The following is a 20,824-nucleotide window of genomic DNA, read 5'->3' as shown; positions in this document are numbered from 1 at the left end:
GCACCGCCAGGGAACCGTCGCATGTCCACCTCCGGCCTGATCCGCCAGCTCGACGCCGATGTCGAGTCCCGCCACCGCCTTATCAAGCCCAAAGGTCGCGGCCCGCTCGCCGCGACCGCACTGGGGCTGGGCTTTGTGTTGGTGGGCCTTACCGTCTCGGCCGGACGGATGACGTACGAGTCTTCAGGCGACCCGTCGCCGGGGTTGCCCCATAGCGCAAATGACGAACTGCCGTCGAGTCGGACACCTGAACCCAAGTCTGCTGACCGCGCAGCCGCCATCTTGCAATCCCTAACCGGCCCCGATGAGGTATCCGGCCAGAAGATAAGCGGACATACACGCGGCACATTCATCGTCGCGCTGAAGCGTGCCGGACTTACGGCAGCAGAGGCCACCGCCGTCATCGACACGGCCGTACTCCCCGCCTCCTTGCGGAGCGAGATGCACGCGTTTGAGAAGGCTGGAATGGCCTCCGTCAGGCAGGGAGCCACGAGGCTGAACGCGATGCTCATGGTCGCGCTCGGTAACCTACCAGCACATGATCAGCGGTATCCCGCTGGCGCTGGACAGGGAGGTCAGGGAAGCGGGACTAGCCGACCGCAGGCCACCGTCCGAGTCGCGCCCGACTTCAATGCGGCCTCTGACGAGACGGATCGCGGCAACCCGCACGATGATGCGCCCGCAACCGCCGAGGGCGACTTTGACTATCACGATGCGCTCGGCGATCTAGTGGACGCGCTTAATCCGTTCCAGAGCTGGAGCCGATCGGCCTTCCGGGTGTCGAGCCTTGTTATCCCCTCGGTTTCGGAGGAGTCGGGCGAGATCAGGGTGACGGTGACGACGGAGACACGGCAGGGCGTGACCGTCACAACCGAAATCACGCTATCGATAGAGAGCGAGATTGCCACCCTGGTCACGCAGGCCATCGACAGTGACTCCGGCGAAGTGTTGACCGACCCGATCACGGCCAAGGCGCCAAACGAGGACGCTGTATCGGCTGTCGCCTTCGGGCAGCTCGCACAGGGTCTTTACGAGGCACGGACCGAGCAGAGGGCGCAGGAGAACGATCACGCTGCGCTGACGGCGCGGTATGTGAGAGCAGAGGCGATCGAGTCCACTCAAGAGTCTTCGGAGCCTGCTCAGGAAGCCGAAGAAGCGCCGGAGGAGGATACGTCTTCCGACGCCCCTCCTGAGGCTGTCCCGGAGAGGTCAGAAGCCGGTGACGGGCTGCCCGGTAAGTCGCTGAGCGATCTGCCACAGCATTCCGCCGCGTGATGCTTTCAAGAGCACCGTGTCGCCGGGCTGGAGGATCTTTTCAAGGAGGTCGGCGGCGGTCTTGTTGTCGGCGACCATGGCAAGATTCTCAACTCCGTGTACCCCGGCGTAGAGGACCATCTGTTTCACGATGTCGCCGCCGACGCCGATCACGATGTCGACGCCTAGCTCGCCAGCCATCCTGCCGACGCTGCGGTGAGCCTCCAAGGCTCCGTCGCCCAACTCCAGCATCTCGCCCAGGACGGCGATGGTGCGACCGCCCTGCGGCTGTGGCGTTGTCTCTGTGGTGACGGTGCCGTCCGCCTTGGTCATCGGGCCTCTCCGGTGCTTAGGGGTGCGAAGGTGATTGCCCTCCCCGTGTAGGAGGCGGACAAGCGGCTGAGCTGAACGCGGTCGTGAGTCTGGCCCCAGCCCGATGGGTCCCTGAAGTGGATCGTCGGGCTGGGGCCGTCCTCATAGCCGCGAAGAGTGACGAGATGGCCGCCCTTGCGTCCGTCTACGGGGAACTGCTCAGTTACGGACACGACGAGCGGGGCCTTGTCGAGACGCCCGAGCAGGTCTTCCGCAGGCACCGGCTCTGCGGCGGCCGGCACGCCGAGGTCGCGCGCCAGGCTCGCGAGCCCCGCATGAAGGGCTCCACGCGGGGTTAAGACCTCGTGCTTGACGGCGAGCTTGAGGAGTTCGGTCACTGTAGGGGCTTCGCGTCCGTAGGCGATCAGAATCGCCCGGAGCGAGGCTAGGCCGCACGCCCGATTAGACCACTCAATCCGGTCTCCCAGCGCCCATCCGCCGTACAGATCCCATTCGGCGGGGTCGATGAGCTGTCGGCACAAGGGGACATCGTGGACGCGCGGCACAGTGGCAGGCTCCTACCTGCTAGGCGGCAGCCTCCCGCGTCGCAGTAGGCACGGAGAACACGGGAGCGGGCAGGGGGACATCGTACGGCCGGCGGGCCAGGGCCTCGTGAAGCATCGCCAGTACGACATCCGTGTGCGTGAGCCCGACCATCGCGGCCCCGACCGCGAAGTTGCTGTCTCGGGACATGCCGGGAGTGCTGTTGACCTCCAGCACGTACGGCTCACCGTCCTCAGTGAGAATGAAGTCGACGCGGGCTGAACCATGTAGGCCGAGCCCGCCCCAGAGCGTGTGGGCGTCCCGATTGATCTTGGACAGCACATCTGGCGTCAGGTCGGCGGGCCGCACGGTGACGGCACCCTTGGAATCCACGTCGAGCTTCGTGTCCGCGTCGTAGAACTCGGCCTCGGTCGCCTCGGTGGTCAGCGGGGGGAAGGTGACCACGGTACCGCCGGGCAGCTCAAGCAAGCCCACGGTCAGCGGCGTGCCGCTCACGTAGTCCTCGATCAGCACTTCGGCGGTCTCCTCCCCGGCGGCGTCCACCAGGGCGCGGGGCAGGTCGACCGCCTCGCGCACGAGGCTCATGCCGACGCTCGATCCTCCGAAGGGAGGCTTGATCATGACCGGGCGGCCGGTCCAGTTCGCCGGTCCGCCGGACCAGACGCGCCAAGCCGGAGTGGGGACGCCGAGCGTCAGCATCACCCGCTTGCAAAGGATCTTGTCGGCGCAGACCGCAGATGCCGCGACCCCACTGCCGCAGTACGGCTTGCGCAGGTAGTCGAGGAGGCCCTGCAATCGACCATCCTCTCCGTAGGGGCCGTGGAGGTTAGAGAGTGCCACGTCGTACGCGGTCAGGTCCGCGATGAACTCGGGCTCCGTGGGGTCCAGGACGCTCCACTGCGCGCCGATCTCGTCGAGCGCGTTGCCGAGGGCGGTCACGGACCGCTGTTCGACGGGGCACTTCGAGTGGTACAGCCTGTCTTCGGCGGATACGGGTCCGTAGATCAGGGCGACACTGAGGCCCTGCTGGCTGTTGCTCCACTCGCGCAGGTCATCGGCGGCCTTCTGGACCGCGAGACGGGATTCAGGGCTGAGGAAGAGAGTCATGCGATCACTCCTGAGAAGGTGTGGGTGACCGGGCCGCCAACCCACGCGGCTCGGTCCGGACGGGTTTCGTGCGGACGGACGGTGAGCGGCTCCCCGGCCTGGTTGTGGACCCTGACGGCCTTCTTGGTGACGAGACCGCGCATCTGGGCGATGACGACGGCCGCGACGGCGCCGCTCCCGCAGGAGAGCGTCTCGGCCTCGACCCCGCGCTCGTAGGTGCGGATCTTGAGGGCTTGGTCGCCGAGGCGCTGTACGAAATTGACGTTTGTGCCAACAGGGGCGACACGCTGGTGGTGTCGGACGACGCGTCCCGCCGTCTCGGTTTCGATGGCGTCCACGTCGCTCACTACGGCCACGACGTGTTCAGTGCCGGTATGAACGCTGTCGAACCATGTGGGTTTGCCGTTGATGGCGACCTGCAAGAGACGCGGGTCGATCGCGTTCACCTCGGCCGTCACCCATACGGCGTCCGACGCGACGACCGACTCGTGCATGACGCCCGCCATGCGAAGCTTCGAAGTTGCCTTCGTTCCCGAACTGTCGCTGTAGGCCACCCAGGCCGCGCACCGCAGTGCATTGCCGCACATGGTGGCCACCGATCCGTCCGCGTTGTAACACGCGACTTCGAGCACGTCGGGGTTGTCCTTGGCGGGGTGACTGATGACCAGACCGTCTGCACCGACGCCGGTACGCCTCGCGCACAGGCGCACCGCCGTCTTGTCCCAAGTAGCGATATTCCTGGGGGCGTTGGTGATGAGAACGAAGTCGTTACCCGCTCCGTGGACCTTGCGAAATTGCATGCCGAAGTTCCTCACGTCGTGCGGTGAAGGGGGTTGGTGCTAAGCCCGAGTGGGCTGGTCAGATGGGGCGGTAGACGGTGCGCGGCTCGCGCATGATCCAGGGCGGACGGCCGACGAAGTGCAGGACGCGACTGGAGGTGGTGCCGGCCGACCTCATGTCCCGTATCTGCTCGTACTGGCCGTCGAGGAGTACGAAGTCGCCTATATGAACATCGCCGGGCGGGCTGTACGTTCTAACCGTCCCGGCGGGGGCGGGGGGCGACTCCTGAGGTACCACCGGTTCGCCCCACTGTACGTACTGCATTAGCCCCTCCAGATTCCGATCACGATGGCGCCGCCGATCGCGAAGACGGTCGCCAGGTAGGCAAGTTGTTGATGGCGGTGACTCATCAAAGTCCGATCAGGAAGCTCTCTACTCGTCGCCTAACCGCCTCGACTCCGATCTCGGGCAGAGACATCCAGGCGGCGCCGCCTGCTTCGATCACGGAGGAGGAGACGGCATTGGAGTGGGCGCGGAACAGGTAGCGGATGCCGACACGGAGGCGGGGGCCGAAATGGTGGTGACCCGCCTCGGTCACGTCGACCAGGAAGGCGCTGTCGGCACTGCCATGGGTCCACACGTTCCGGATGCCGATCTGCTCGTCCAGCAAGCGCAGGGCGGCACCGCTCAGAGTGTCGTCCTCGTCCTCCGGCTCGGCCTCGGCGAGTGCGTAGCGGCCACCATTGCGCAGGCACAGGATGCGGGCCTGCTCGTCCACGACGACGGCCCCCGTCACGACGATCGGGCAGCGTTGGTCGTGGGTGCATGTTCGGCGTCGCGAGTGGTCCACTGCTGCGTCGTAGACCGGCAACAACCCCATCTGCTCGTCGGGGTGTCTGGATATGTAGTGGGACAGTTCTTTGATGATCTGGTCTTCGCCGATCACGGTGCCTCCAGGTCGTTCCTGGAGGTGTAGATCCACAGCAGCCGGCGGGAGAGGTCGGCGATCTCGCGGAGGTAGATGAACGTCCCGAACGTCGGCGTCTCAGCGGTCGGTCGGTTCGGGAGTTCAATCAGTTTTCGCGCCTGTCGCACGATCTGCTGCGTGTCGGCATCCTCTTGGGCGCCGAGGTCCGTGTCGAGAAGGCCGCTCAGTTCGCTGGCAAGTCGCGGCATGTAGTGGTCCATCTGCTCGCGAGTCGTCGTGCCGAGGCGGAATCCGAGAACGGTATCGGTCAACGAGGTCACTTCCGGGACGCAAATGGGGTCATCGTCGCCCCCACCTTCGTGCGCCAGTTCCCCGGGCTTGCCTAAACTTGCCAACGCCATCACGTCCCTCCCAGGCACGTTTTGGAACCGTGCGCACAACGGTAGGAGGAATGGCGGCAATAACTCCAGGAGTGTGCCCGTACTTGCCAGGCTCAGTCGAGTGAATCGACGGCTTTGGTGATGATGTCGCGTGCGGCATGTCCCGTGACAGCGAGACCGGCCAGTGCCGAGAACGTCTCGGCGTACATGGCGACCTCATGCCTTTGCACGACAGTCAGATGCGCGGAAACCAGTTCGACATTCACTGTGTGATCATCGAAGAGAAAGAACCCCTCAACGGGCATGAAAGGCCGTTCGATATCGCGCGGGATGATCCCGATACTCACCGTGGGCAGAGCCATGACCGTGAGTAGATAGCCGAGCTGCCCCGCAAGCACCGTCGGTCCGCCGACACGGTGATAGAGGGCGTCCTCCTCCAACAGGATGGAGAACTGATGATTCCGGTAAACGATCTTCTGCTTCTCGACGCGGACTTCAACCGCGGAGTCAATGTCGTCGACCAGGCCGCGGTGGTTGCGAATGGAGATCAGTAGCGACTTGATGTAAGAGGCGGTCTGTACGGGGCCTGGGATCAGCCACGGCGAGTAGAAGCGAAAACGCTGAGTGCGCTCCCAGAGCGGCAGGGCGGACCGCTGAGCGTGAGTGAGGCCCTCGCGCTCCATGTCGCGCCACTCGACGTACATGCCTTCGATGCCCTGAACCGTAGAGACCAAGTCCTCGGCCTGGTCATCCGCGCCGCACGCGTGGCACCACGCACGGAGGTCGCGCTCCGAGGGGGCGCGTGTGCCGCTCTCGAAGCGCGATGCCTTCGACTCGTGCCATCCGAGCCCTTGAGCCAGGGCTCGCTTTGTGAGCCCGGCCGACTTTCGGATCTCTCCGAGGCGTCGTCCGAGCGACTTACGGGCTTCCTGGACGCTCGAAGATGCCGGTTCCATTTTACGGTGAAGATCCTATGCGAATTTTCAGTACGGCTCGAACTCTGCGTGAGGTGTGGCTTCATTCCAAACGGACTCGAATGCAGCTCCGCAGAACTTCACAATCTCCGAGTCGTCTGTGAGTTCTGGCTCTGTAGGCTCGCCTTCTCCGTCGAAGTGGTTCACGTACACGAGGCGGGAGTCGAAGATCCAGAAGTCATTTCCCGGCAAGGATAGGCGCGTGGCATCTCGCCGCGAAAGCCAGCGCACGTCCTCACCCGCCGCGATATTCAGCCCGTCCGTTACTTCGTACTCGAAGCGAATGTACTCGCTCACGGGAACGGAGACGATTCGCGCCCGTCGTACCTCGATACCTCGCGATACGGCCTCCGAGACGGTGGAGAGCCATGGCCCCCAGCGCTCCACCGGATCGATGGTCGCACCGGCTTGCCAGTCGATGAAGACGGGGTCCGACTTCATGTAGGCGTCGCGCGATTCCAGATGGACGGCAGTCCTGTGGCAGTCGCGGAACAGTTCCTCAAAGGTTGGGGTCGGCACCCTTCTCCTCCGGGTCGAGGTTGGCGGTGGAGGGGTCCGTGTCGACGGCGAGGAAGAACTTCGCCATGTACCGGGGTATGTCCACCGCCGTTTCATGGGGCGGGAGGTTCAGTTGGGCGAGTCGCTCCTCGTCCACCTTGAACCCCTGCACGAGGTACCTGTCCGTCTCCTCGTCCAAGTACACGGTGGGCGAGTTGCCGTTGGGGCTGTTCGGGTCCTTGCCCAGCTTGCGCAGTGCCATGGTGCCCTCCTCATGGGGCTGGTGTCGCCCTCTGTGCCCGATCCTGCACGATGCACCACTGGGGCGTCGAGAAACTTGCCGGGACTTGCCAGGGTGCAGAAGTTGACGTTACTCAGCCGGCATGAGGGCGACGAGCAGCGGACCGGCCGCCGCACTCCCCGGCTAGCCGAAATTGACCGCAAGGGAGCCATGGGCGAGTTGGGCGGGTTCGACGGGCCTGCTAGATGGGCCGGCTGGTGAGGACGGACAGTACCTTGATCACGCGCTTCAAGGTGCCGCCGCTGTAAGCCGCGAGGTCGGACAGGTTCTTGATCTGCGCAGTCGCCTGCTCTGCGGTCGGAGCTTCCAGGGCGAAGTAGGCCAGGGAGAGATCAATTCGCTTGTCGAGGTAGTCGATGGCGGCGAGAGCTTCCTCATGCAGGGCATCGAGTGCGGTTTCGTCCTCGACTTGCTGCACCTCTTCGTCGTTGAACGGGCGAGTCATGAGGGTGCCGTCCGGCTGCCGCTCGTAGTAGGTACGGCTCGCGTCATCCCAGAACTCGAACTCGTCCACGTCCATCTCCGGCGGCGCCTCCACCGCAGGCTGCTCGGGCGGGGTCTCGCTCATGCCGCGATCTCCAAGTCATCGTAGCTGTCGATGTAATCCGCACCGTTGAGGTGGGATGCGAGCTTGCCAATGCCGCGTTCAAGGCGGTAGCGGATGGCCCGGTCGGTGACGGCCTCACGGGTGGCGATCCTCATGTCGTCCCAGTCGAGGGCAAAGCGCATGAACAGCGCCCGCCGCTCGGCGAGGGACAGGGGGGCCGTCTTCCAGCCGCGTCGGATGTCGGCGAGGTGGGCGAACAGGGTGCCGGCGGATTTCTTGTCGACAGTCCCCTTCGGCATGTCCGCGTCCGGGGCCGTGGGGTTGCGGATGCCGTACGCGGCCTCCACGTCCCACACGGCCGGTAGTAGGTGCTCGACCAAGCGCCGGTCGTACCCGCTCACACTCGCCCTCTCTCGGCCGCCTCGCAGGCGGCCTCGTAGGAGGTGTGCCGGATGCGGCGCTTCGCCTCGGTCTTCACGCGGTCGGTGAGGTCGAGGAACAGGCGGTGATAGAGGACGCCGAGGCCGAGGTCCGGGTCGGCGAGGCACTCGTTCACCATGTCCGGCTTCGTCGCCAGGATGATCAGGGCCTCTTGCCGGGCGTCGTCGTACTCCATGGTCAAGGTGTCCTCGTAGCCGTCCGCGATGCGGCGGGCTGCCCGGCCCGCGAGGGCCACGACCTCGGGCAGGTCGAGGACGCGCCAGTCGGCTGTCACCTGACCACTTCCTTGACCGGCACTTCGCCGTCCTTGGTGATCGCGACGATCAGGCCCGGCGCCCCGCGCGTGCCCTTCATGTGCCTCCACCACGTCGACTCGGACTCCATGGCCGGGATCTGGATGAAAGTTCTGGGACCGTCCGTGTCCACGAACTCGTGGTGCAGATGGGCGGCGAGGAGGAGATCCGCGGTGTGCAGGGCGCTCGTCTTGTCGAATGCTTGGCCGCGCCACCACTCGAAATGCTTGCCCGGCCGCCACTGATGCCCGTGGGCGTGGACCACGACGGTTCCCGAGCACTCGACGGTGACCGTCAGCTCGTCCGTGTCCGGCACGTACACCTCGACATGGGCGAACTCCTCGCCCGCGAGGGTCAGCGCCTCGCTCACGGAGATCAGGGCGTCAGTGTCGTGGCTGTCGTCGTACCGGGTCACGCCCTTGCCGCCCGGCCGGACTGCCTCGCCGTGGTTGCCGGGGACAGCTACGACGGTCAGCCGTGCGACCAGCGGAGCGAACTTGATGATCGCGTAGGCCATCAGGCGCCGGGTAAGGCGTATCTGCTCGGTGAGGGTGAGCTGAGTACGCCACGTGTTCGCGCCGCCCTGCGAGACGAAGCCTTCGACGTGATCGCCGAGCCAGGCCAGGTGAACGTGCTCGATCTCGAACCGCTTGCGGTAGTCGTCGAGCCTGGCTACGGCCTGATCGATGCAGTGCATCGCGCGTACGAGGGTGCCCTCTGGGCCGTCGCCGTCGATCTTGCCGAACTGCATGTCGCCGATGGCGACGATCATCGTGTGGTCACCCGTCAGGCTGTCGGGCACCCAGCCCGGCGCCTCGTCGAAGACCTTCAGCAGTTCCTCGATACTCGGGCGTTCGAGTACCGCCGGCACCTTGCGGCGGCCGAAGGAGAAGCGGGCCGAGACGCCCGGCTCACCGCTGGCCATTGTCCACTCCGAGGAGCGGAAGCCGGTGACTTCCCACTCGGCGGGGTCGAGCTGGTGGGCGCGGAGGACATCGGCGGCAGTCGACTGCGGGTCGATGCCTTCGGGGCCCCGCACAGTGACCTCGGCAGCGTCGCCGGACACCTCTATCTGGCGGGTGAAGTCCTTGTCGGGATCAGCCTGCCGCGTGGACGGGGCCGGGGCTGTCGGGACCGAGAGAAGGTCGTCGAGGAGAGAGTCTGGCACTAGGTTAAAACCCTTCCCGCAGTGAGCGGCGGTAGGTGCGGATGGTGGAAGCCGAGACGGCGTGGCCGTGGCGGCGGAGGACGAGCGCCAGGCGCTCGGCGGAGGAGGCGGTGTCGAGGAGGCGGAGGACGACGGTCTCCCGCACATCGGGCTCCAGCTCCTCGTAGATACGGTTGAGGGTCGGTCCGGGCTGTCCGGGCAGGGGATCACTCACTGGCGCCTCGCTCGTCGAGCGCCCGCGCGGCCTGCACCGCGTACGCGGCCACGGTCAGCAGCCGGGTTCGGCGGGCATCGTCGGTGCCGGCGGACAGAGCTGCGAACGCCTGCTCCAGGAGGTGACCGTCCGTGCCCTCGACCCCCCTCTCGGCACGGCGCAGGTTGTGCGCGAGCCAGGCTTCGTATCGCTCGGCATAGTCGGCGAGGTGGGGCGTCCGGCCGCCGACGAGCGGCAGGGAGGGCGGGATCTTGGCGGCCCGGTCCTGCACGGCCTTAAGCGTCTCGTCGATCGCGGGGGCGCGGCGGGTGGGCTTGCGGGGTGCGGTCTTCTTGGCGGTCTCGGTCACTGTTCGTCCCCCTTGATCAGGTTGTGCAGGGCTGCCATGCCCCCCTGCTTGTAGGTGTCGGTCACGTCGCCGTCCCGGAGTCGCATTCCCTTCGCCTGGCGCAGGGCTCGGCAGATCCGGGTGGTGAACTCGGCGCCCGCGTCGTCCGGGTCACCCCACACGCGGACGCGGTTGAACCCGGCGAGCATCCGGCGGTGACGGCCCTGCCAGATCGAGGCTCCGGGGATGGCGACGGCGTGCAGGCCCGCCTTCTCCAGGATGATCCGGTCGAGTTCGCCCTCGGCGACTTCGATCGTGTCCCCAGCCCTGTGGATGGAGTTGACCCCGTACATGCGGGGCGGCTCGTCCTTCACCGTGGCGTACTTGCCGTGGCCGAAGGCCCGGTGGTCGTGCTCCTCAAGACAGCGGAAGCGGATCGCGAGGGGGCCGCCGCTGCGGTCGAGGTACGGGATCGCGAGCCATCGCCGGTACTTCTCGTGTCCAGGGAAGGGATGGTCATCAGCTACGACGCCAAGCCGGTATGTAGCTGCCTCCTCCCGTCCGATTCCCCGGTCGAGGAGGTACCGCGCGGCGCCCGGAGTAAGAGCTGCCTGATAGGCCGCGGTTGCTTCCTCCAGCATCTCGCGTTGCGAAGGAGACAGAGGCCGCAAGGGCTCGCGCTCCGACAAAGTCAGTGCCTTCCTTTTCCATGATCAGTGAGTACGAGTCGCCGCCCTTCCCGCAGGAGTGGCATTTCCAGAGCTGCCGGTCGGTGTTCCACGAGAAGGAGGGCGTCTCGTCGTCGTGGAAGGGGCACCGCGTCATGCCGGCGGCCCGCTGCGAGTTGAAGTCGATGTCGTAGTGCTCGAAGACGGCTTCGAGCGTGGGCTTCTCGTCGTGGTCCTGGCGGTCGTTGTCGACTCGGGCGAACCTCATGCCGCCCTCCGGCCGACGAACCACCCCTGGTCGTCGTCGTATCCGAGCGATTCAAGTCCGGCGCCTGCGGCGGTCTCCGGGCTGAAGCGGCCCAGCTCGGTCAGCAGCCGCTCGTGCTCGGCCGCTTCTTCGAAGGTCAGGGCGGTCACTCGATGTCCAGCCCGAAGTGCCGGGCCACCGTGGTCAGGACGTACGCCTGGTGCCAGGGCTTGCCTCGCCGCTTGACCACCACGATGCCGTCGACCCTGCGTACATCGATGCCGCGATGGCGGGCGAAGTTGGCGACCTCGCGCTCCATCTCGTCCACGAAGGGGCCGGGGGTGAACGCCGAGGCGTTCTTGTTCTCGATCACGGTGAACAGGCCGTCGTCCTCGCGGACCACCTGATCGCCTTCGTCGTCCTTGCCCGCAAGGCGCAGGCGCTCGATGTCGAAGCCCTCCGCGCGCATCGCCTTGTTGAAGTCGATCTCCCAGGCGGCGCCCTTGCGCTTGTTGGCCCTGTTCCGGGCGGTCACATCAGGCACTAGCTTAAAACCCCCTACTGCTTTTCGAGGACGGCCGTGGGCGACCACGGCTGGGACGGAGAGGCGAGCGGGATCGTCCGCTCCAGCTTGGAGAACCGGGTCACCTCGGGGTGGCAGCGCATCGACGCGTACCGGCGGGCGGTGGGGTCGCAGGGCCCCATCCTCTGTTTGATCACGGCGACCCGGTACTCGTGGCTGTTCGGGTCAAGGGCGACCGAGAGGCTCAACTCCGGCTTCTCGGACAGGCCGCCCTTCACCTGATCCCTGGATGGCGGGGCCCAGGGGTCCGACTTCGCCTCCCAGGACTTGTCGCTCGCGTGGTGCAGCACGATCACCGTCGCGCCGGTCGCGCGGGCCAGCTCGGTCAGCCCGCTCATCACGGCCATCTGCGCGGTGTAGTCGGACTCGGCCTCGGCGAAATCCATCAAGTTGTCGAAGACCAGGCAGCTCGGATAGTTGTCCCACAGCTCGACCCACGCTTCGAGTTCCTCGTCGATGGCCTCCCAAGTGATCGGGGAGCCGAAGGCGAACGTGAAGGGCAGGCCGGACAGGGCGTGCAGGTACTCCGTGCGGTGGCGTCCGCCGGCAGCCATCCCGGCCTCGACCATCTCCGTGGTGTCGCCGGTCATCATCGACGCGAGCCGCGAGGACGCGGTGAAGGCGCTCATGTCGGCGGAGAAGTACAGGGTCGGCAAGGCCATCTGGGCGGTCCAGTACAGGGCGAAGCCTGACTTCTGTGTGCCAGACCGCCCGGCGATCATGATGACCTCACCGTGGCGCGGGCGGCACCCCATGCCGTATAGGGCCTCGAAGGCTTCAACGCGTGGGAGTTCCTTGCCGGACTCGGCGTGCAGGGCGAGCGACCTCGCGGGGGTCAGCACGGGCGGACTCCTCTCTGTGTTCGGTGCGGCAGGTGCCGGCGGATGGAATCAACGGGGTGGTGCATGGGTCCTCCGGACCCGCGAGGCGGGGGCCAGCCGCGTGACCGGCCCCCGGCGCCTTGCGTGGATCAGTCGAAGGACGGGGCCTCGGCGGCGGCTGCGGTCACCGCGGCCTCGCGCTGCTCGGCGTACTGGATGACGGCCTGGCGGACCGAGGCGTCGGAGACGGGGCGCCAGACCCAGGCCGGGTACGCGCCCGGCCGCTTCGGCGGGATCTGGGTGAGCTGCACGATGGTGGCGCTGCCCACCATTCCGGCGAGGTCGCGGGCGAGGAGGGTCTGCTCGATGCGCATGCCCTTGTTGATCTCAGGGGACAGGGCGTCGAGCGCGGCCTTGTCCTTGAAGATCGTCACGTCGCAGAGCGCGGAGTCCTTCGGGCCGTTCGGGGTGGGGCGCTGGGCCTCGTAGGAGTTCACCTCGATCAGCAGGGCGGGTGCGTCCTTTACGTCGTTCGGCTTGAGCCAGCCGCCGCCGGTGCTGGGGATGTCGACAAAGTTCAGGGACAAAGGGTTTCTCCTTCGGTTCGGTACGGGGGGTGCGTCTCAACGAGACGGGGTTCGGTGCTCGGTACGTACTTGAGGACGGACGCGAGGATCAGGGGGAGGAGGCGGGAAGCGTGGCGGGTCATGCGGCCTGCAACTCCCTGCCGCGCGCCTTGTAGGCGGTCATGACCTCGGGGTCGGCGAAGAAGGACTGGTTGCCGGCCCAGAACTTCTGGAGGTCGGCGATGCTGGCCTGCTTCTTGATCTCGGCCAGGGCCCAGGCGCTTCCGCTGTCCTTCGGTGCGGCGGGTGCGGCGGGTGCGGCGGGTGCGGCGGGTGCGGCTTCGGCCTGCGACCACGGGTCGGTCGCCTGGGGGCGGTCGAGCTGCGACGCCGGTATGACCGTGGCTCCCAGGTAGGCGGCGAGGTTGCCCTTCCCGTGGGCAATGTTCGTGGCCTCAAGGACCAGCTCGCTCAGGGTGAGTTCGGCGACCACCTCGGGCTTGAAGCCGAAGTGGTCTGTGATCCAGCCCCTCACGGTCTCGGGAGTTCCCCGGAAGACCGCCCAGGTGTCCTCGTGACCCTTGCCGTACTTGATCGTGATGGTGATGCCGTGATCGTTCACTGCTTCCTTCCTTCTCTCTGGAACTAACTTAACACTAGGATCTAGGTTAACAAGTGCCGGCGGATGTGACCCCGGACACCCAGGGGAGCATGGCGCCCTTCGTGCTGCGGGCGGCGCGGATCTGCCGGGCCAGTCGCGCGGCGTCCCAGCCGATCTCCAGGTCGACCCAGTGCAAGGTGCACTCGCCGGAACCGGCCGGAAGGTTGATGATGATGCCCCACTTCTTCGAGACATGGCCGGGCAGTGGCGAGTACGCCACCGCGGCTTCGGCCGCCGGCACCTCCCGCTTCTTCCAGGCGGCGAACGCCTTTCGGTCGGCCGGGTCCACGGGGAAGCGCGTGCGGTCGTAGAACTCGCCGCGCGAGTACACGGCAAGCTGCGTCGCCATCTTGAGCTTGCCGTACGTCACGGTGCCTGTCTTCAGATCGCCGATGAAGTGGCCCTCGATGTGCTCGCCGTCCGGGCCGGGGCCCGCGTACTCCAGGAGGCGGTCGAAGGTGCCTCCGGTCCCCAGCTCGGGTACCACGACGAAGCGTTCGACGGCCTTCACGGTGAACGGCACCGTGGCCCCCATGTACGCGGCCATGTCGAGCTGGTCGAGCGCCGACGTGCCGGCGGGAAGCGGCTGCCCTCGGTCGACGTACTCGGACAGCGTGTGCAGGTGGGTTCCCTTCTCCCGCTTCGCGTTCGCTCCTGAGATGTCCTGGGCCTGCTCGGCGAGCCGGTCGAGCCTCCGCTTGTCGGCGGGGTCCTCGGGGTCGAGCTGGTTCACCATGTCGAGGAGAACCGGCCGCTTTGCTGCGCCGACCAGGGTCATGCGGGACTTCCACCCCGAGAGGGCGCTCTTGTCCTCGATGCAGTCGATGAAGGTTGTGGTGCGGGTCAGGGCAACGGGCTTGCCGCCCTGCTTAGGGATGACGAGGGGCCGGTCCCAGCCGTCGCGGGGCACGTCCACGGCGGGGGTCAGTTCGACGATGTGCACAGGGTCTCCGTCTCGAAGGGGTCGATCTCGGGGTCGATGGGGTGCAGCCACATGCGCACCGACCCATCCGGCAGGAGTTCCGAGTCCTCGTCGAGGATGGGCTCCAGGCCGAGGGGCTCGGCGGCCTTGAGGGCGCGGGCGACATCTGCCGGTACGGCGCCAGGGCGAGCGGTGACCGAGTAGTTCCAGGTCTCCGGGTCGCTCACCAGGTCGACATGGCCGAAGGCCAAGCAGGTAGCGGTCAAGGCGTCGCTCTCTTCATTAAGGTAGTACCAAGGTGCTGATTCCTGTCCCACGCAGGCGGGAGCGCCGAAGACGCCTCCTGGGGCATGACTAGGAAGCTCGGATCGCACTTCCCCTCCGCGATCTACGAGCAGGTAAAACACTAGGTCACAGGCGGTATGTCGCCCGTAAACCTCTGTTCTAATCGAAGCCTGAGTAGGGCATGAGAAAGGCATGAAAAAACCCCGAGCCTCGGGCTCGGGGTAACTGCGTCGGCGGTGGGACTTGGACCCAGGTGTGCATCACTCCTCAACCTGCGGGCGCAGCCCGGTGGAGGGACGGCGGATGAGGGCCCCCTCGGGGTCGGAGTCCTCGCGGGGTACGTAGAAGAACCCGTCCTCAGTGTCGCGGTCGTAGTACACGACCTGACCGGTCTCCTCCAGCATCTTCTTCCAGCTCGCCAGCTTCGAGGCGGCGCGCCCCTTCAGCTCCTCGCCCGCCTTCAAGCGCGCCTCCGCACGCAGCATGACCAGCGGATACTCCAACATGTGCTGAGGTGCGATCTTCCAAGGGATCATGTCCGTGTCGCGAGTCACCCGCCGCGCGATGCCGTGGCGGCGGCGGTACGCGGACCACATCGGGACGGTGGTCTCGATGTCGTACTCCTCCTTGTACTGCTCCACGATCCACGCGTACGTCTTGCCCTCTTCGAGCCAGCGTTTTACTTCCGCGTGGTCTTGGACCTTCGAGGCGGGCATGATGCTCCTTCGGTTGCGACTCGGGGTCTTACCTTCACACCCTGGGCGGTATCAAGGTTGACCCATCCGCCCACCATGTGTCAACCTAGTGCCCGCTGCGCAAGCGGTCATAACTTAACAACCAGACATAAGGCGGCCCCGGCGGTGGTGGTGCACCCCGAGGCCCGGCACCAGGAGCTAGCACTCCCAATGCAGATCCATCGTATCCCGAAACACGATCGGGACTTCGTGATGATCGCCAACAAGGCGATCCAGGACCCGCGCCTCTCCCACACGGCGCGCGGCATCCTCGCTCTCGTCCTCTCCCTGCCCAGCGGGGTCAAGGAAAACGTCCGCACACTGTCCGACAACTACCCGCAGGGCCGATCCGCGGTGGCCAAGGCCGTCAAGGAACTGCGCGAGTTCGGGTACTGGGTGACGAGGACCGCCCGCGACGAGGAGTCGAACCAGATCCTCTCCACCGTGGACGTGTACGAGCTGCCGAACCTGGCCTCTGCCCCGGTTCCCACTCGTCCGGTCACCGGCCGTAAGGGCACTCGCAGGGCGGGCACGTCCCCTATCGGGGAAAAGGACTCTTCAAAGGACGGGGAAAAGAACCCTCCCTTCCCTCCCGCTGAGCCGGTCTCGAACGCCGACGCGTCGAGTGCGGCTGAGCAGCGGGAGGGCTCCAGCACCAAGAACGACAAGCAGTCGGCGGAGGCCGCCCGCATCCTGCGCCGCCTCGGCACCATCGACACCCGGCTCCGCCTCGCCGACCGGCAGGTCAACAAGCTCGCGCCGCAGGTAGCTGACTGGCTGGACCGTGGCGCCACGGTCACCCAGATCACCGATGCCGTCACACAGGGCCTCCCGGCGAAGATCTACTCGGCAACCCGCCTGATCGCCGACCGCCTCGACCGCAAGCGGCCAGAGCGCCAGCGCCAGTGGCGCGAGATCCGCGACTGCCCCGAGTGCCGTAACCCGCTGCCCTTCGGCCAGGAGACCGGCATCTGCGGCGGCTGCGCGACAGGCGTCGCCTTCACGATCGACTGCACGACCGGCGAAATCGCCGAGGACGCGCCGCAGGCCGAGTACCAGCCGCCTGCCATGACCGCCGCCGGTCTCGCCGCCTTCCAGGCCGCGCGTGCCGCCATGCGCGCCTGACCAGACCTTTCCCCATGCCACGCCCCTTTGAAGGGACACCCATGTCTTCCCGCCTGCCCCGCTCCGCCTACATCGTCGGCGGCCTTGTCCTCGCTGTCGCGCTCGCCATGTCTGCCCCCGGCGAGTACCAGCTCGCCCGCGCCGCCGGATGGAGCGAGACCGTCGCCTCCGGAATGCCGGTCTGCATGAGCGTCTACGCCTGCTTCGCCGTCTGGTTCGTCGAGACGCGCAGGAAGGGCGAAAAGGGCCGTGGAACCGCCGTTGTGGGCGCGGTCGGCGCGCTGGCCATGACGGTGGTCGGCCAGATCATCGCCCACTGGATAGCCGCCGGGTTCATGCAGTCGTCGATGGCGCTGACCGCTGCCGTCTCGACCGTTCCGGGCATCGTCGCCGGGCACGTCGCCCACATGATCATCCGGGCTGCCCGCGAGGTGCCGGCGGAAGCCGAGCTGGTCGTCGAGGACGAGCACCAGGACCCGGCCGCCGTGCCCGTGCAGCCGACCCTCGACGGCGAGGTGACGCCCGTGGACGAGGTGGCCAAGGCCCGCGCCAAGCGCCGCCCTGGCCGCCCGACCCCCAGCCTCGACGAGATCAAGGCCGCCGCGAAGGCCCTCATCGCTGACGGGCGGGAGGTCACCGGACCCAACCTCGCCAAGCACATGGGGCGCGACCGTCGCACCGGCAGCCGCTACCTGAAGAAGCTCAACACCCCCGCCTGACAGACGCCTCGATCGCCGTACGGGACAATGGCTCACCACTGTCCCGTACGGCGAGGAGCACAAACAGAATGGACCTGAAGATCACCGTGCGTGGATGCGATCAGTGCAAGAGGAAAGACCGGCCCGCGACGCGCTACACCCTCACCGTCGAGGACGGCGAGAAGGTGACGCGCGACCTGTGCGCCGAGGACGCGGCCCCGCTTGAGGCCGTCTTCGGTCCGCTGCCGAAGGCGGAAGAGATGAGCCCCGAGGACGCCATCAAGGAGCAGATCCTCACACTCCTGGAGGAGGGGGAGCGGGAATCTTCGGCTCGCCGCGCCCGGCGGGAACAGGAGCACCGCGAGCAGAACTCGGCGTCCGCGAAGAGGCCCCCGGCCAAGAAGGCTCCCGCGAAGCAGACGACCGCGAAGAAGGCTCCCGCGAAGCGGACGACCGCGAAGAAGGCTCCCGCGAAGCAGACGACCGCGAGGCCGCCCGGCACCAAGAGCTTGACCGTCGCCGAGATCGAGGCACTGAAGGCCGAGGGGAAGCAGTAGGCCCAACGCACGAAAGCGCCCCCTCGCGAGCCGGTGACGGCCAGGAGGGGGCGCTTGGTGGCTACTCGGGGTCGGAGCTATCCGGGCCGTCGACCAGGCCCAGCGACGTGGCCACCTGCACGATCAGGGCAACCTCGGGACGGTCGGCGTAGACCACGGCCACAGCGCTGACCAGGACACCCAGGGCCGCGACGACTGCCGCGACACGGGAGCGGTACCGGACAGGCAAGGCGGACAGGAACGCCGCGACGGGCTTGCGGTGCTTGCTCATCGGCGGCCCGCCTGCTTCTGGAGAGCGACGAAGCCCTTGGGGCCGATCCGCGGGTCGTGCAGTCCGCTGCGGTAAGCCGGGTTGCGGTCGTGGAAGCGGGCCACAGCCTTCTGCGTCTCGGCGCCGTAGAACTTGGTCACCGCGCCCTTGATCGGGCCGTAACCGGCCTTGATGAGGAGCCGCTGAAGCTCGGCGACCTGGGCGTGCGTGGCGCCCGGCTTCACGGCGCCGCTCAGGGCGACGATCTTCGAGCCGGAAGAGGAGCCCGGGGACGATCCGCCGGCACCCTTCACCAGGGCGATCAGGCGGGAGATCGGGAAGTTGCCCGGATCGCCGTGATCGTTCTCCGGGACGTGCTGGTGACCGCAGATCCCCCGGAACTTGTTCCACTCGGCGAAGGTCATGCGCTGCTTGTTCTTGGAGCCGTACGAGGCGGGGTACGCGAGCCAGGGCTTCGAGGTCGCCACGAGCGGGATGCCGGGGTACGTGGTCGTCAGCCACTTCACGAGGTCGACGAGACCCTTCATGTCCGCGTCTGTGGCGCTCGGCCAGTACAGGCCGGGGCCGCCCTTGGCGCAGGTGCCCACCAGCTCGATCTGGACGCAGTTCAGCGTGTTCGTCTCGACTCCGCCGCTCGCGTTCACAAGGGCTCGCGAGGACTCGTTCGCGTCGAAGTGCTGCCGTACGGTCGTGCCCTTCACGGTGAAGTTCGGTGCCGAGCCGCCGCCGCCGTAGGACGGGAAGCTTGATCCCTCCGTGGTGTGCAGCACGATCACGTTCGGCTTCATCGTGTTGCCGGGGTACTTCTTCGCGAACCACTGGGAAGTGGTGTCGGCCTTGGGGTACTTCGCAGACAGGGTGTGTCTCCTTCGGGCATAGGAAAGGCCCTGTCCGGCGGGACAGGGCCACAGGGGCGGGGTCGGTATTACGGCCTGGGGACAGGGCCGCTGATGTGGGAGTCGAGCCGTTCGGCGACGGCAAGGCGCTCGGCGCGTTCGTGGGACAGCTCGATGCGCAGCTCGCGGATGTCCCGGCTGTGCTCGGCCTGGCCGGTGAGGACGCGATCGAGTCCCGAGATCACGCGGTCGAGGTCGTCCCGGAGGTTCGTGGTGTGGGTGTTGGAGACCTGATCGCGGGCCTCCTGCGCGTGCTCGCGTACCTCGTTGAGTGCTGTCCCCTGGCGGCGGACCAGCTCGACCAGGACGCCGACGAGGGCGACGAGCACAGTGCCGGCGGCGGAGACGAGAGCGGCCTGTGTCGCCGGGGCGAGGGCGAAGGTCACGCGGCCTCCAGGGCTGCGAGCCGGGCCTCCAGGTCTCGGAGGCGCCGCTCCTGTGCCTGCACGACAGGCAGGAGAGCCACGCCGAGGAGGTCATAGCGCAGGGCGTCAATGCGTCCCCGCTCGTCGTACGTGACGATCTCGGGGAGCGTCTCGGCGACTTCTTCGGCGATCAGCCCGAACTCGTCCCGGCGGTAGTCCCCGTCCTCCTCCTTCGGGCGGCGGTCATAGAGGCGGGGACGCAGGGACAGAACGGCGTCGGGGGCGATGTCGATGTCCCGGACGTTCTGCTTGAACCGCAGCGAGGACGTGTTGCGGCAGAAGGTTCCGTCTCCCTCGACCCACACCGCGTAGTACGTCCCTGAGCCGGAAGCGGAGTTGCTGTGCGGCTTCTTCGAGCCGTTGGCCCAGGCGATCGTGTCCCCGGCCTCCAGGTACGAGGAGTGGGAGTGGGACGAGGGAGGGAACGTGGACGGCTTGGAAGTGACACTCGACCACGTGTGGGAGTGGGTCGCCGGGGCGTATGTCGACGGCTTCCCGCTGATCTCGTCCCAGTCGTGTCCGTGGGCGCTCGGGACATAACTCGTCGGCTTGCCCGTGACCTGGGACCAGTCGTGCGTGTGCGAGGCCGGGGGCAGGGACGACGGGCGATCGGATATGTCCGCCCACTTGTGGGAGTGGGCCGCCGGGACGAATGACGCGGGCTTGCCCGACAGGTTGGCCCAGGAGATGTTCGAGATCAGCGGTGACCACGAGGTGTCGTCCCAGAACTCGAAGGCCGAGGTGTCGGCGTTGTAGCCGATCTGACCCATGCGCGGGGACGTGGGGCGGGTGCTGGTGTTCCACACCAGGACGCGGGTGCCCATGAAGGGGCGTACGCGGGTGATGTCCCCGGCTGCGATCGACGTTGCGCTCGCCCCCACCGCGACGTTGGCCAGGGCCAGTTCGAAGATACCCGTGTCCGTCTGGGTGAGTGCCGGCGGAGTCGTCGAGCCCGCGGTGCCCTGCTTCACGGCGAGCACGATGGAGTTGAGGGACGGATCGGCCCGCAGGACGACACGATCGACGCGGGCGGAGGTACCGGCCGCCGGGATGGTGACGACCTCGGTCGCGGTCGACTGCACCATGAAGCCGCGCAGGAACGCGAGGCCCGAGGAGACGTTCAGGTTCATGCCGGTACCGGCGGTGACCAGAAGGCTCGGGCCGCCGAAGGAGGCAACGACGCCGGAGTCCTGGAACTCCTTGAACATCTGGGAGAACTGGGTCTCGGTGACGGCCTGGCCGTCGAACGGGTAAGACGTGATTGCCAAAGGGGGAG

Annotated in this window: 34 protein-coding genes; 4 read left to right on the top strand and 30 right to left on the bottom strand. The window is 66.8% G+C overall.

Annotated elements, in window-relative coordinates:
• Positions 1–21 precede the first annotated feature (21 nt).
• Positions 22–1,275, top strand: a complete 1,254-nt coding sequence (locus tag ACFWN1_RS01580) for a hypothetical protein (protein WP_381272573.1) — start codon at positions 22–24, stop codon at positions 1,273–1,275.
• Here the strand turns inward: ACFWN1_RS01580 and ACFWN1_RS01575 are convergent.
• The 26 genes from ACFWN1_RS01575 to ACFWN1_RS01450 all read right to left on the bottom strand — a co-directional run bounded on the left by ACFWN1_RS01575 (position 1,210) and on the right by ACFWN1_RS01450 (position 15,558).
• Positions 1,210–1,587 carry a glutamate ligase domain-containing protein gene (locus tag ACFWN1_RS01575; protein WP_381272576.1) on the bottom strand — a complete coding sequence of 126 codons (378 nt, stop codon included), beginning with the start codon at positions 1,585–1,587 and terminating at the stop codon, positions 1,210–1,212. The two genes, ACFWN1_RS01580 and ACFWN1_RS01575, sit on opposite strands and share 66 nt — an antisense overlap.
• A complete protein-coding gene (locus ACFWN1_RS01570; RefSeq protein WP_381272578.1) occupies positions 1,584–2,132 on the bottom strand; it encodes a C39 family peptidase in 549 nt (182 codons plus the stop codon). The genes ACFWN1_RS01575 and ACFWN1_RS01570 overlap by 4 nt, the downstream gene beginning before the upstream one ends.
• A 19-nt stretch (positions 2,133–2,151) precedes the next feature.
• On the bottom strand, positions 2,152–3,237 hold the full coding sequence (locus ACFWN1_RS01565) for an ATP-grasp domain-containing protein (protein WP_381272581.1): 1,086 nt from the start codon (positions 3,235–3,237) through the stop codon (positions 2,152–2,154).
• Positions 3,234–4,037, bottom strand: a complete 804-nt coding sequence (dapF, locus tag ACFWN1_RS01560; RefSeq protein ID WP_381272583.1) for a diaminopimelate epimerase — start codon at positions 4,035–4,037, stop codon at positions 3,234–3,236. The genes ACFWN1_RS01565 and dapF overlap by 4 nt, the downstream gene beginning before the upstream one ends.
• Positions 4,038–4,095: 58 nt before the next feature.
• Complete coding sequence (locus ACFWN1_RS01555) at positions 4,096–4,341, bottom strand: hypothetical protein (RefSeq protein WP_384356953.1); 246 nt, start codon at positions 4,339–4,341, stop codon at positions 4,096–4,098.
• Between the two features lie 85 nt (positions 4,342–4,426).
• Positions 4,427–4,963, bottom strand: a complete 537-nt coding sequence (locus tag ACFWN1_RS01550; protein ID WP_381272586.1) for an NUDIX hydrolase — start codon at positions 4,961–4,963, stop codon at positions 4,427–4,429.
• Positions 4,960–5,346: a hypothetical protein gene (locus tag ACFWN1_RS01545; RefSeq protein WP_381272589.1), complete on the bottom strand. Its 387-nt coding sequence runs from the start codon at positions 5,344–5,346 to the stop codon at positions 4,960–4,962. Before ACFWN1_RS01545 ends, ACFWN1_RS01550 begins: the two co-directional genes overlap by 4 nt.
• 92 nt (positions 5,347–5,438) lie before the next feature.
• Entirely contained in the window at positions 5,439–6,281 is an 843-nt protein-coding gene (locus ACFWN1_RS01540; RefSeq protein WP_381272592.1) for a helix-turn-helix domain-containing protein, read from the bottom strand.
• A 27-nt stretch (positions 6,282–6,308) separates the two neighbouring features.
• Positions 6,309–6,818, bottom strand: coding sequence for a DUF6879 family protein (locus tag ACFWN1_RS01535; RefSeq protein ID WP_381272595.1), 510 nt, complete (start codon positions 6,816–6,818; stop codon positions 6,309–6,311).
• Entirely contained in the window at positions 6,799–7,059 is a 261-nt protein-coding gene (locus ACFWN1_RS01530; protein WP_381272598.1) for a hypothetical protein, read from the bottom strand. The genes ACFWN1_RS01535 and ACFWN1_RS01530 overlap by 20 nt, the downstream gene beginning before the upstream one ends.
• A 220-nt stretch (positions 7,060–7,279) precedes the next feature.
• Entirely contained in the window at positions 7,280–7,666 is a 387-nt protein-coding gene (locus ACFWN1_RS01525) for a hypothetical protein (RefSeq protein WP_381272601.1), read from the bottom strand.
• Positions 7,663–8,001: a hypothetical protein gene (locus tag ACFWN1_RS01520; protein WP_384356947.1), complete on the bottom strand. Its 339-nt coding sequence runs from the start codon at positions 7,999–8,001 to the stop codon at positions 7,663–7,665. Before ACFWN1_RS01520 ends, ACFWN1_RS01525 begins: the two co-directional genes overlap by 4 nt.
• A gap of 41 nt (positions 8,002–8,042) precedes the next feature.
• Positions 8,043–8,360, bottom strand: coding sequence for a hypothetical protein (locus ACFWN1_RS01515; protein ID WP_381272606.1), 318 nt, complete (start codon positions 8,358–8,360; stop codon positions 8,043–8,045).
• On the bottom strand, positions 8,357–9,547 hold the full coding sequence (locus ACFWN1_RS01510) for a hypothetical protein (protein ID WP_381272608.1): 1,191 nt from the start codon (positions 9,545–9,547) through the stop codon (positions 8,357–8,359). The genes ACFWN1_RS01515 and ACFWN1_RS01510 overlap by 4 nt, the downstream gene beginning before the upstream one ends.
• A 4-nt stretch (positions 9,548–9,551) precedes the next feature.
• Entirely contained in the window at positions 9,552–9,761 is a 210-nt protein-coding gene (locus tag ACFWN1_RS01505) for a hypothetical protein (protein WP_175512290.1), read from the bottom strand.
• The gene (locus ACFWN1_RS01500) at positions 9,754–10,110 is read right to left on the bottom strand and encodes a hypothetical protein (protein ID WP_381272611.1); all 357 of its coding nucleotides are present in this window, start codon (positions 10,108–10,110) and stop codon (positions 9,754–9,756) included. Before ACFWN1_RS01500 ends, ACFWN1_RS01505 begins: the two co-directional genes overlap by 8 nt.
• The gene (locus ACFWN1_RS01495) at positions 10,107–10,727 is read right to left on the bottom strand and encodes a toprim domain-containing protein (RefSeq protein ID WP_381272767.1); all 621 of its coding nucleotides are present in this window, start codon (positions 10,725–10,727) and stop codon (positions 10,107–10,109) included. The genes ACFWN1_RS01500 and ACFWN1_RS01495 overlap by 4 nt, the downstream gene beginning before the upstream one ends.
• The gene (locus tag ACFWN1_RS01490; protein ID WP_381322037.1) at positions 10,609–10,914 is read right to left on the bottom strand and encodes a CHC2 zinc finger domain-containing protein; all 306 of its coding nucleotides are present in this window, start codon (positions 10,912–10,914) and stop codon (positions 10,609–10,611) included. The genes ACFWN1_RS01495 and ACFWN1_RS01490 overlap by 119 nt, the downstream gene beginning before the upstream one ends.
• Positions 10,915–11,021: 107 nt before the next feature.
• Positions 11,022–11,174: a hypothetical protein gene (locus ACFWN1_RS01485; RefSeq protein WP_175512293.1), complete on the bottom strand. Its 153-nt coding sequence runs from the start codon at positions 11,172–11,174 to the stop codon at positions 11,022–11,024.
• Entirely contained in the window at positions 11,171–11,539 is a 369-nt protein-coding gene (locus ACFWN1_RS01480; RefSeq protein WP_381322034.1) for a hypothetical protein, read from the bottom strand. Before ACFWN1_RS01480 ends, ACFWN1_RS01485 begins: the two co-directional genes overlap by 4 nt.
• Positions 11,540–11,562: 23 nt before the next feature.
• Positions 11,563–12,429: an AAA family ATPase gene (locus ACFWN1_RS01475; RefSeq protein WP_381272620.1), complete on the bottom strand. Its 867-nt coding sequence runs from the start codon at positions 12,427–12,429 to the stop codon at positions 11,563–11,565.
• 128 nt (positions 12,430–12,557) lie between these two features.
• A complete protein-coding gene (locus ACFWN1_RS01470) occupies positions 12,558–12,995 on the bottom strand; it encodes a hypothetical protein (protein WP_381272623.1) in 438 nt (145 codons plus the stop codon).
• A 118-nt stretch (positions 12,996–13,113) separates the two neighbouring features.
• Positions 13,114–13,596, bottom strand: coding sequence for a hypothetical protein (locus ACFWN1_RS01465; protein WP_381272625.1), 483 nt, complete (start codon positions 13,594–13,596; stop codon positions 13,114–13,116).
• Positions 13,597–13,642: 46 nt separating this feature from the next.
• Positions 13,643–14,578 carry a hypothetical protein gene (locus ACFWN1_RS01460; protein ID WP_381272628.1) on the bottom strand — a complete coding sequence of 312 codons (936 nt, stop codon included), beginning with the start codon at positions 14,576–14,578 and terminating at the stop codon, positions 13,643–13,645.
• Entirely contained in the window at positions 14,560–14,823 is a 264-nt protein-coding gene (locus tag ACFWN1_RS01455; RefSeq protein WP_381272631.1) for a hypothetical protein, read from the bottom strand. The genes ACFWN1_RS01460 and ACFWN1_RS01455 overlap by 19 nt, the downstream gene beginning before the upstream one ends.
• A gap of 279 nt (positions 14,824–15,102) precedes the next feature.
• Complete coding sequence (locus ACFWN1_RS01450) at positions 15,103–15,558, bottom strand: hypothetical protein (protein WP_381272633.1); 456 nt, start codon at positions 15,556–15,558, stop codon at positions 15,103–15,105.
• A 189-nt stretch (positions 15,559–15,747) separates the two neighbouring features.
• Here ACFWN1_RS01450 and ACFWN1_RS01445 point away from each other — a divergent pair, with 189 nt between their 5' ends.
• From ACFWN1_RS01445 to ACFWN1_RS01435, 3 genes are all read left to right on the top strand, one after another.
• On the top strand, positions 15,748–16,701 hold the full coding sequence (locus ACFWN1_RS01445; RefSeq protein ID WP_381272636.1) for a hypothetical protein: 954 nt from the start codon (positions 15,748–15,750) through the stop codon (positions 16,699–16,701).
• 41 nt (positions 16,702–16,742) lie between these two features.
• Positions 16,743–17,420 (top strand): hypothetical protein, encoded by a 678-nt coding sequence (locus ACFWN1_RS01440; protein ID WP_381272638.1) that lies wholly within the window; start codon positions 16,743–16,745, stop codon positions 17,418–17,420.
• Positions 17,421–17,488: 68 nt separating this feature from the next.
• Positions 17,489–17,956: a hypothetical protein gene (locus ACFWN1_RS01435; RefSeq protein ID WP_381272640.1), complete on the top strand. Its 468-nt coding sequence runs from the start codon at positions 17,489–17,491 to the stop codon at positions 17,954–17,956.
• A gap of 61 nt (positions 17,957–18,017) precedes the next feature.
• Here ACFWN1_RS01435 and ACFWN1_RS01430 read toward each other — a convergent pair whose 3' ends face one another.
• The 4 genes from ACFWN1_RS01430 to ACFWN1_RS01415 form a co-directional block, all read right to left on the bottom strand.
• Positions 18,018–18,227: a hypothetical protein gene (locus tag ACFWN1_RS01430; protein WP_381272642.1), complete on the bottom strand. Its 210-nt coding sequence runs from the start codon at positions 18,225–18,227 to the stop codon at positions 18,018–18,020.
• Positions 18,224–19,015 carry an N-acetylmuramoyl-L-alanine amidase gene (locus ACFWN1_RS01425; protein ID WP_381272645.1) on the bottom strand — a complete coding sequence of 264 codons (792 nt, stop codon included), beginning with the start codon at positions 19,013–19,015 and terminating at the stop codon, positions 18,224–18,226. Before ACFWN1_RS01425 ends, ACFWN1_RS01430 begins: the two co-directional genes overlap by 4 nt.
• 137 nt (positions 19,016–19,152) lie before the next feature.
• The gene (locus ACFWN1_RS01420; RefSeq protein WP_381272648.1) at positions 19,153–19,509 is read right to left on the bottom strand and encodes a DUF2746 domain-containing protein; all 357 of its coding nucleotides are present in this window, start codon (positions 19,507–19,509) and stop codon (positions 19,153–19,155) included.
• On the bottom strand, positions 19,506–20,816 hold the full coding sequence (locus ACFWN1_RS01415; protein ID WP_381272650.1) for a tail fiber domain-containing protein: 1,311 nt from the start codon (positions 20,814–20,816) through the stop codon (positions 19,506–19,508). The genes ACFWN1_RS01420 and ACFWN1_RS01415 overlap by 4 nt, the downstream gene beginning before the upstream one ends.
• Between the last annotated feature and the right edge of the window lie 8 nt (positions 20,817–20,824).

The organism is Streptomyces sp. NPDC058459 (assembly GCF_042721685.1).
Lineage (GTDB): Bacteria > Actinomycetota > Actinomycetes > Streptomycetales > Streptomycetaceae > Streptomyces.
This window is presented reverse-complemented; position numbering and strand designations above follow the sequence as displayed.

Coding starts and splice junctions, on each gene's coding strand:
- ACFWN1_RS01580 (WP_381272573.1), top strand. CDS start 22: ATGTCCACCTCCGGCCTGATCCGCCAGCTCGACGCCGATGTCGAGTCC.
- ACFWN1_RS01575 (WP_381272576.1), bottom strand. CDS start 1,587: ATGACCAAGGCGGACGGCACCGTCACCACAGAGACAACGCCACAGCCG.
- ACFWN1_RS01565 (WP_381272581.1), bottom strand. CDS start 3,237: ATGACTCTCTTCCTCAGCCCTGAATCCCGTCTCGCGGTCCAGAAGGCC.
- dapF (WP_381272583.1), bottom strand. CDS start 4,037: ATGCAATTTCGCAAGGTCCACGGAGCGGGTAACGACTTCGTTCTCATC.
- ACFWN1_RS01555 (WP_384356953.1), bottom strand. CDS start 4,341: ATGCAGTACGTACAGTGGGGCGAACCGGTGGTACCTCAGGAGTCGCCC.
- ACFWN1_RS01545 (WP_381272589.1), bottom strand. CDS start 5,346: ATGGCGTTGGCAAGTTTAGGCAAGCCCGGGGAACTGGCGCACGAAGGT.
- ACFWN1_RS01540 (WP_381272592.1), bottom strand. CDS start 6,281: ATGGAACCGGCATCTTCGAGCGTCCAGGAAGCCCGTAAGTCGCTCGGA.
- ACFWN1_RS01530 (WP_381272598.1), bottom strand. CDS start 7,059: ATGGCACTGCGCAAGCTGGGCAAGGACCCGAACAGCCCCAACGGCAAC.
- ACFWN1_RS01525 (WP_381272601.1), bottom strand. CDS start 7,666: ATGAGCGAGACCCCGCCCGAGCAGCCTGCGGTGGAGGCGCCGCCGGAG.
- ACFWN1_RS01490 (WP_381322037.1), bottom strand. CDS start 10,914: ATGACGCGGTGCCCCTTCCACGACGACGAGACGCCCTCCTTCTCGTGG.
- ACFWN1_RS01450 (WP_381272633.1), bottom strand. CDS start 15,558: ATGCCCGCCTCGAAGGTCCAAGACCACGCGGAAGTAAAACGCTGGCTC.
- ACFWN1_RS01445 (WP_381272636.1), top strand. CDS start 15,748: ATGCAGATCCATCGTATCCCGAAACACGATCGGGACTTCGTGATGATC.
- ACFWN1_RS01440 (WP_381272638.1), top strand. CDS start 16,743: ATGTCTTCCCGCCTGCCCCGCTCCGCCTACATCGTCGGCGGCCTTGTC.
- ACFWN1_RS01435 (WP_381272640.1), top strand. CDS start 17,489: ATGGACCTGAAGATCACCGTGCGTGGATGCGATCAGTGCAAGAGGAAA.
- ACFWN1_RS01430 (WP_381272642.1), bottom strand. CDS start 18,227: ATGAGCAAGCACCGCAAGCCCGTCGCGGCGTTCCTGTCCGCCTTGCCT.
- ACFWN1_RS01425 (WP_381272645.1), bottom strand. CDS start 19,015: ATGAAGCCGAACGTGATCGTGCTGCACACCACGGAGGGATCAAGCTTC.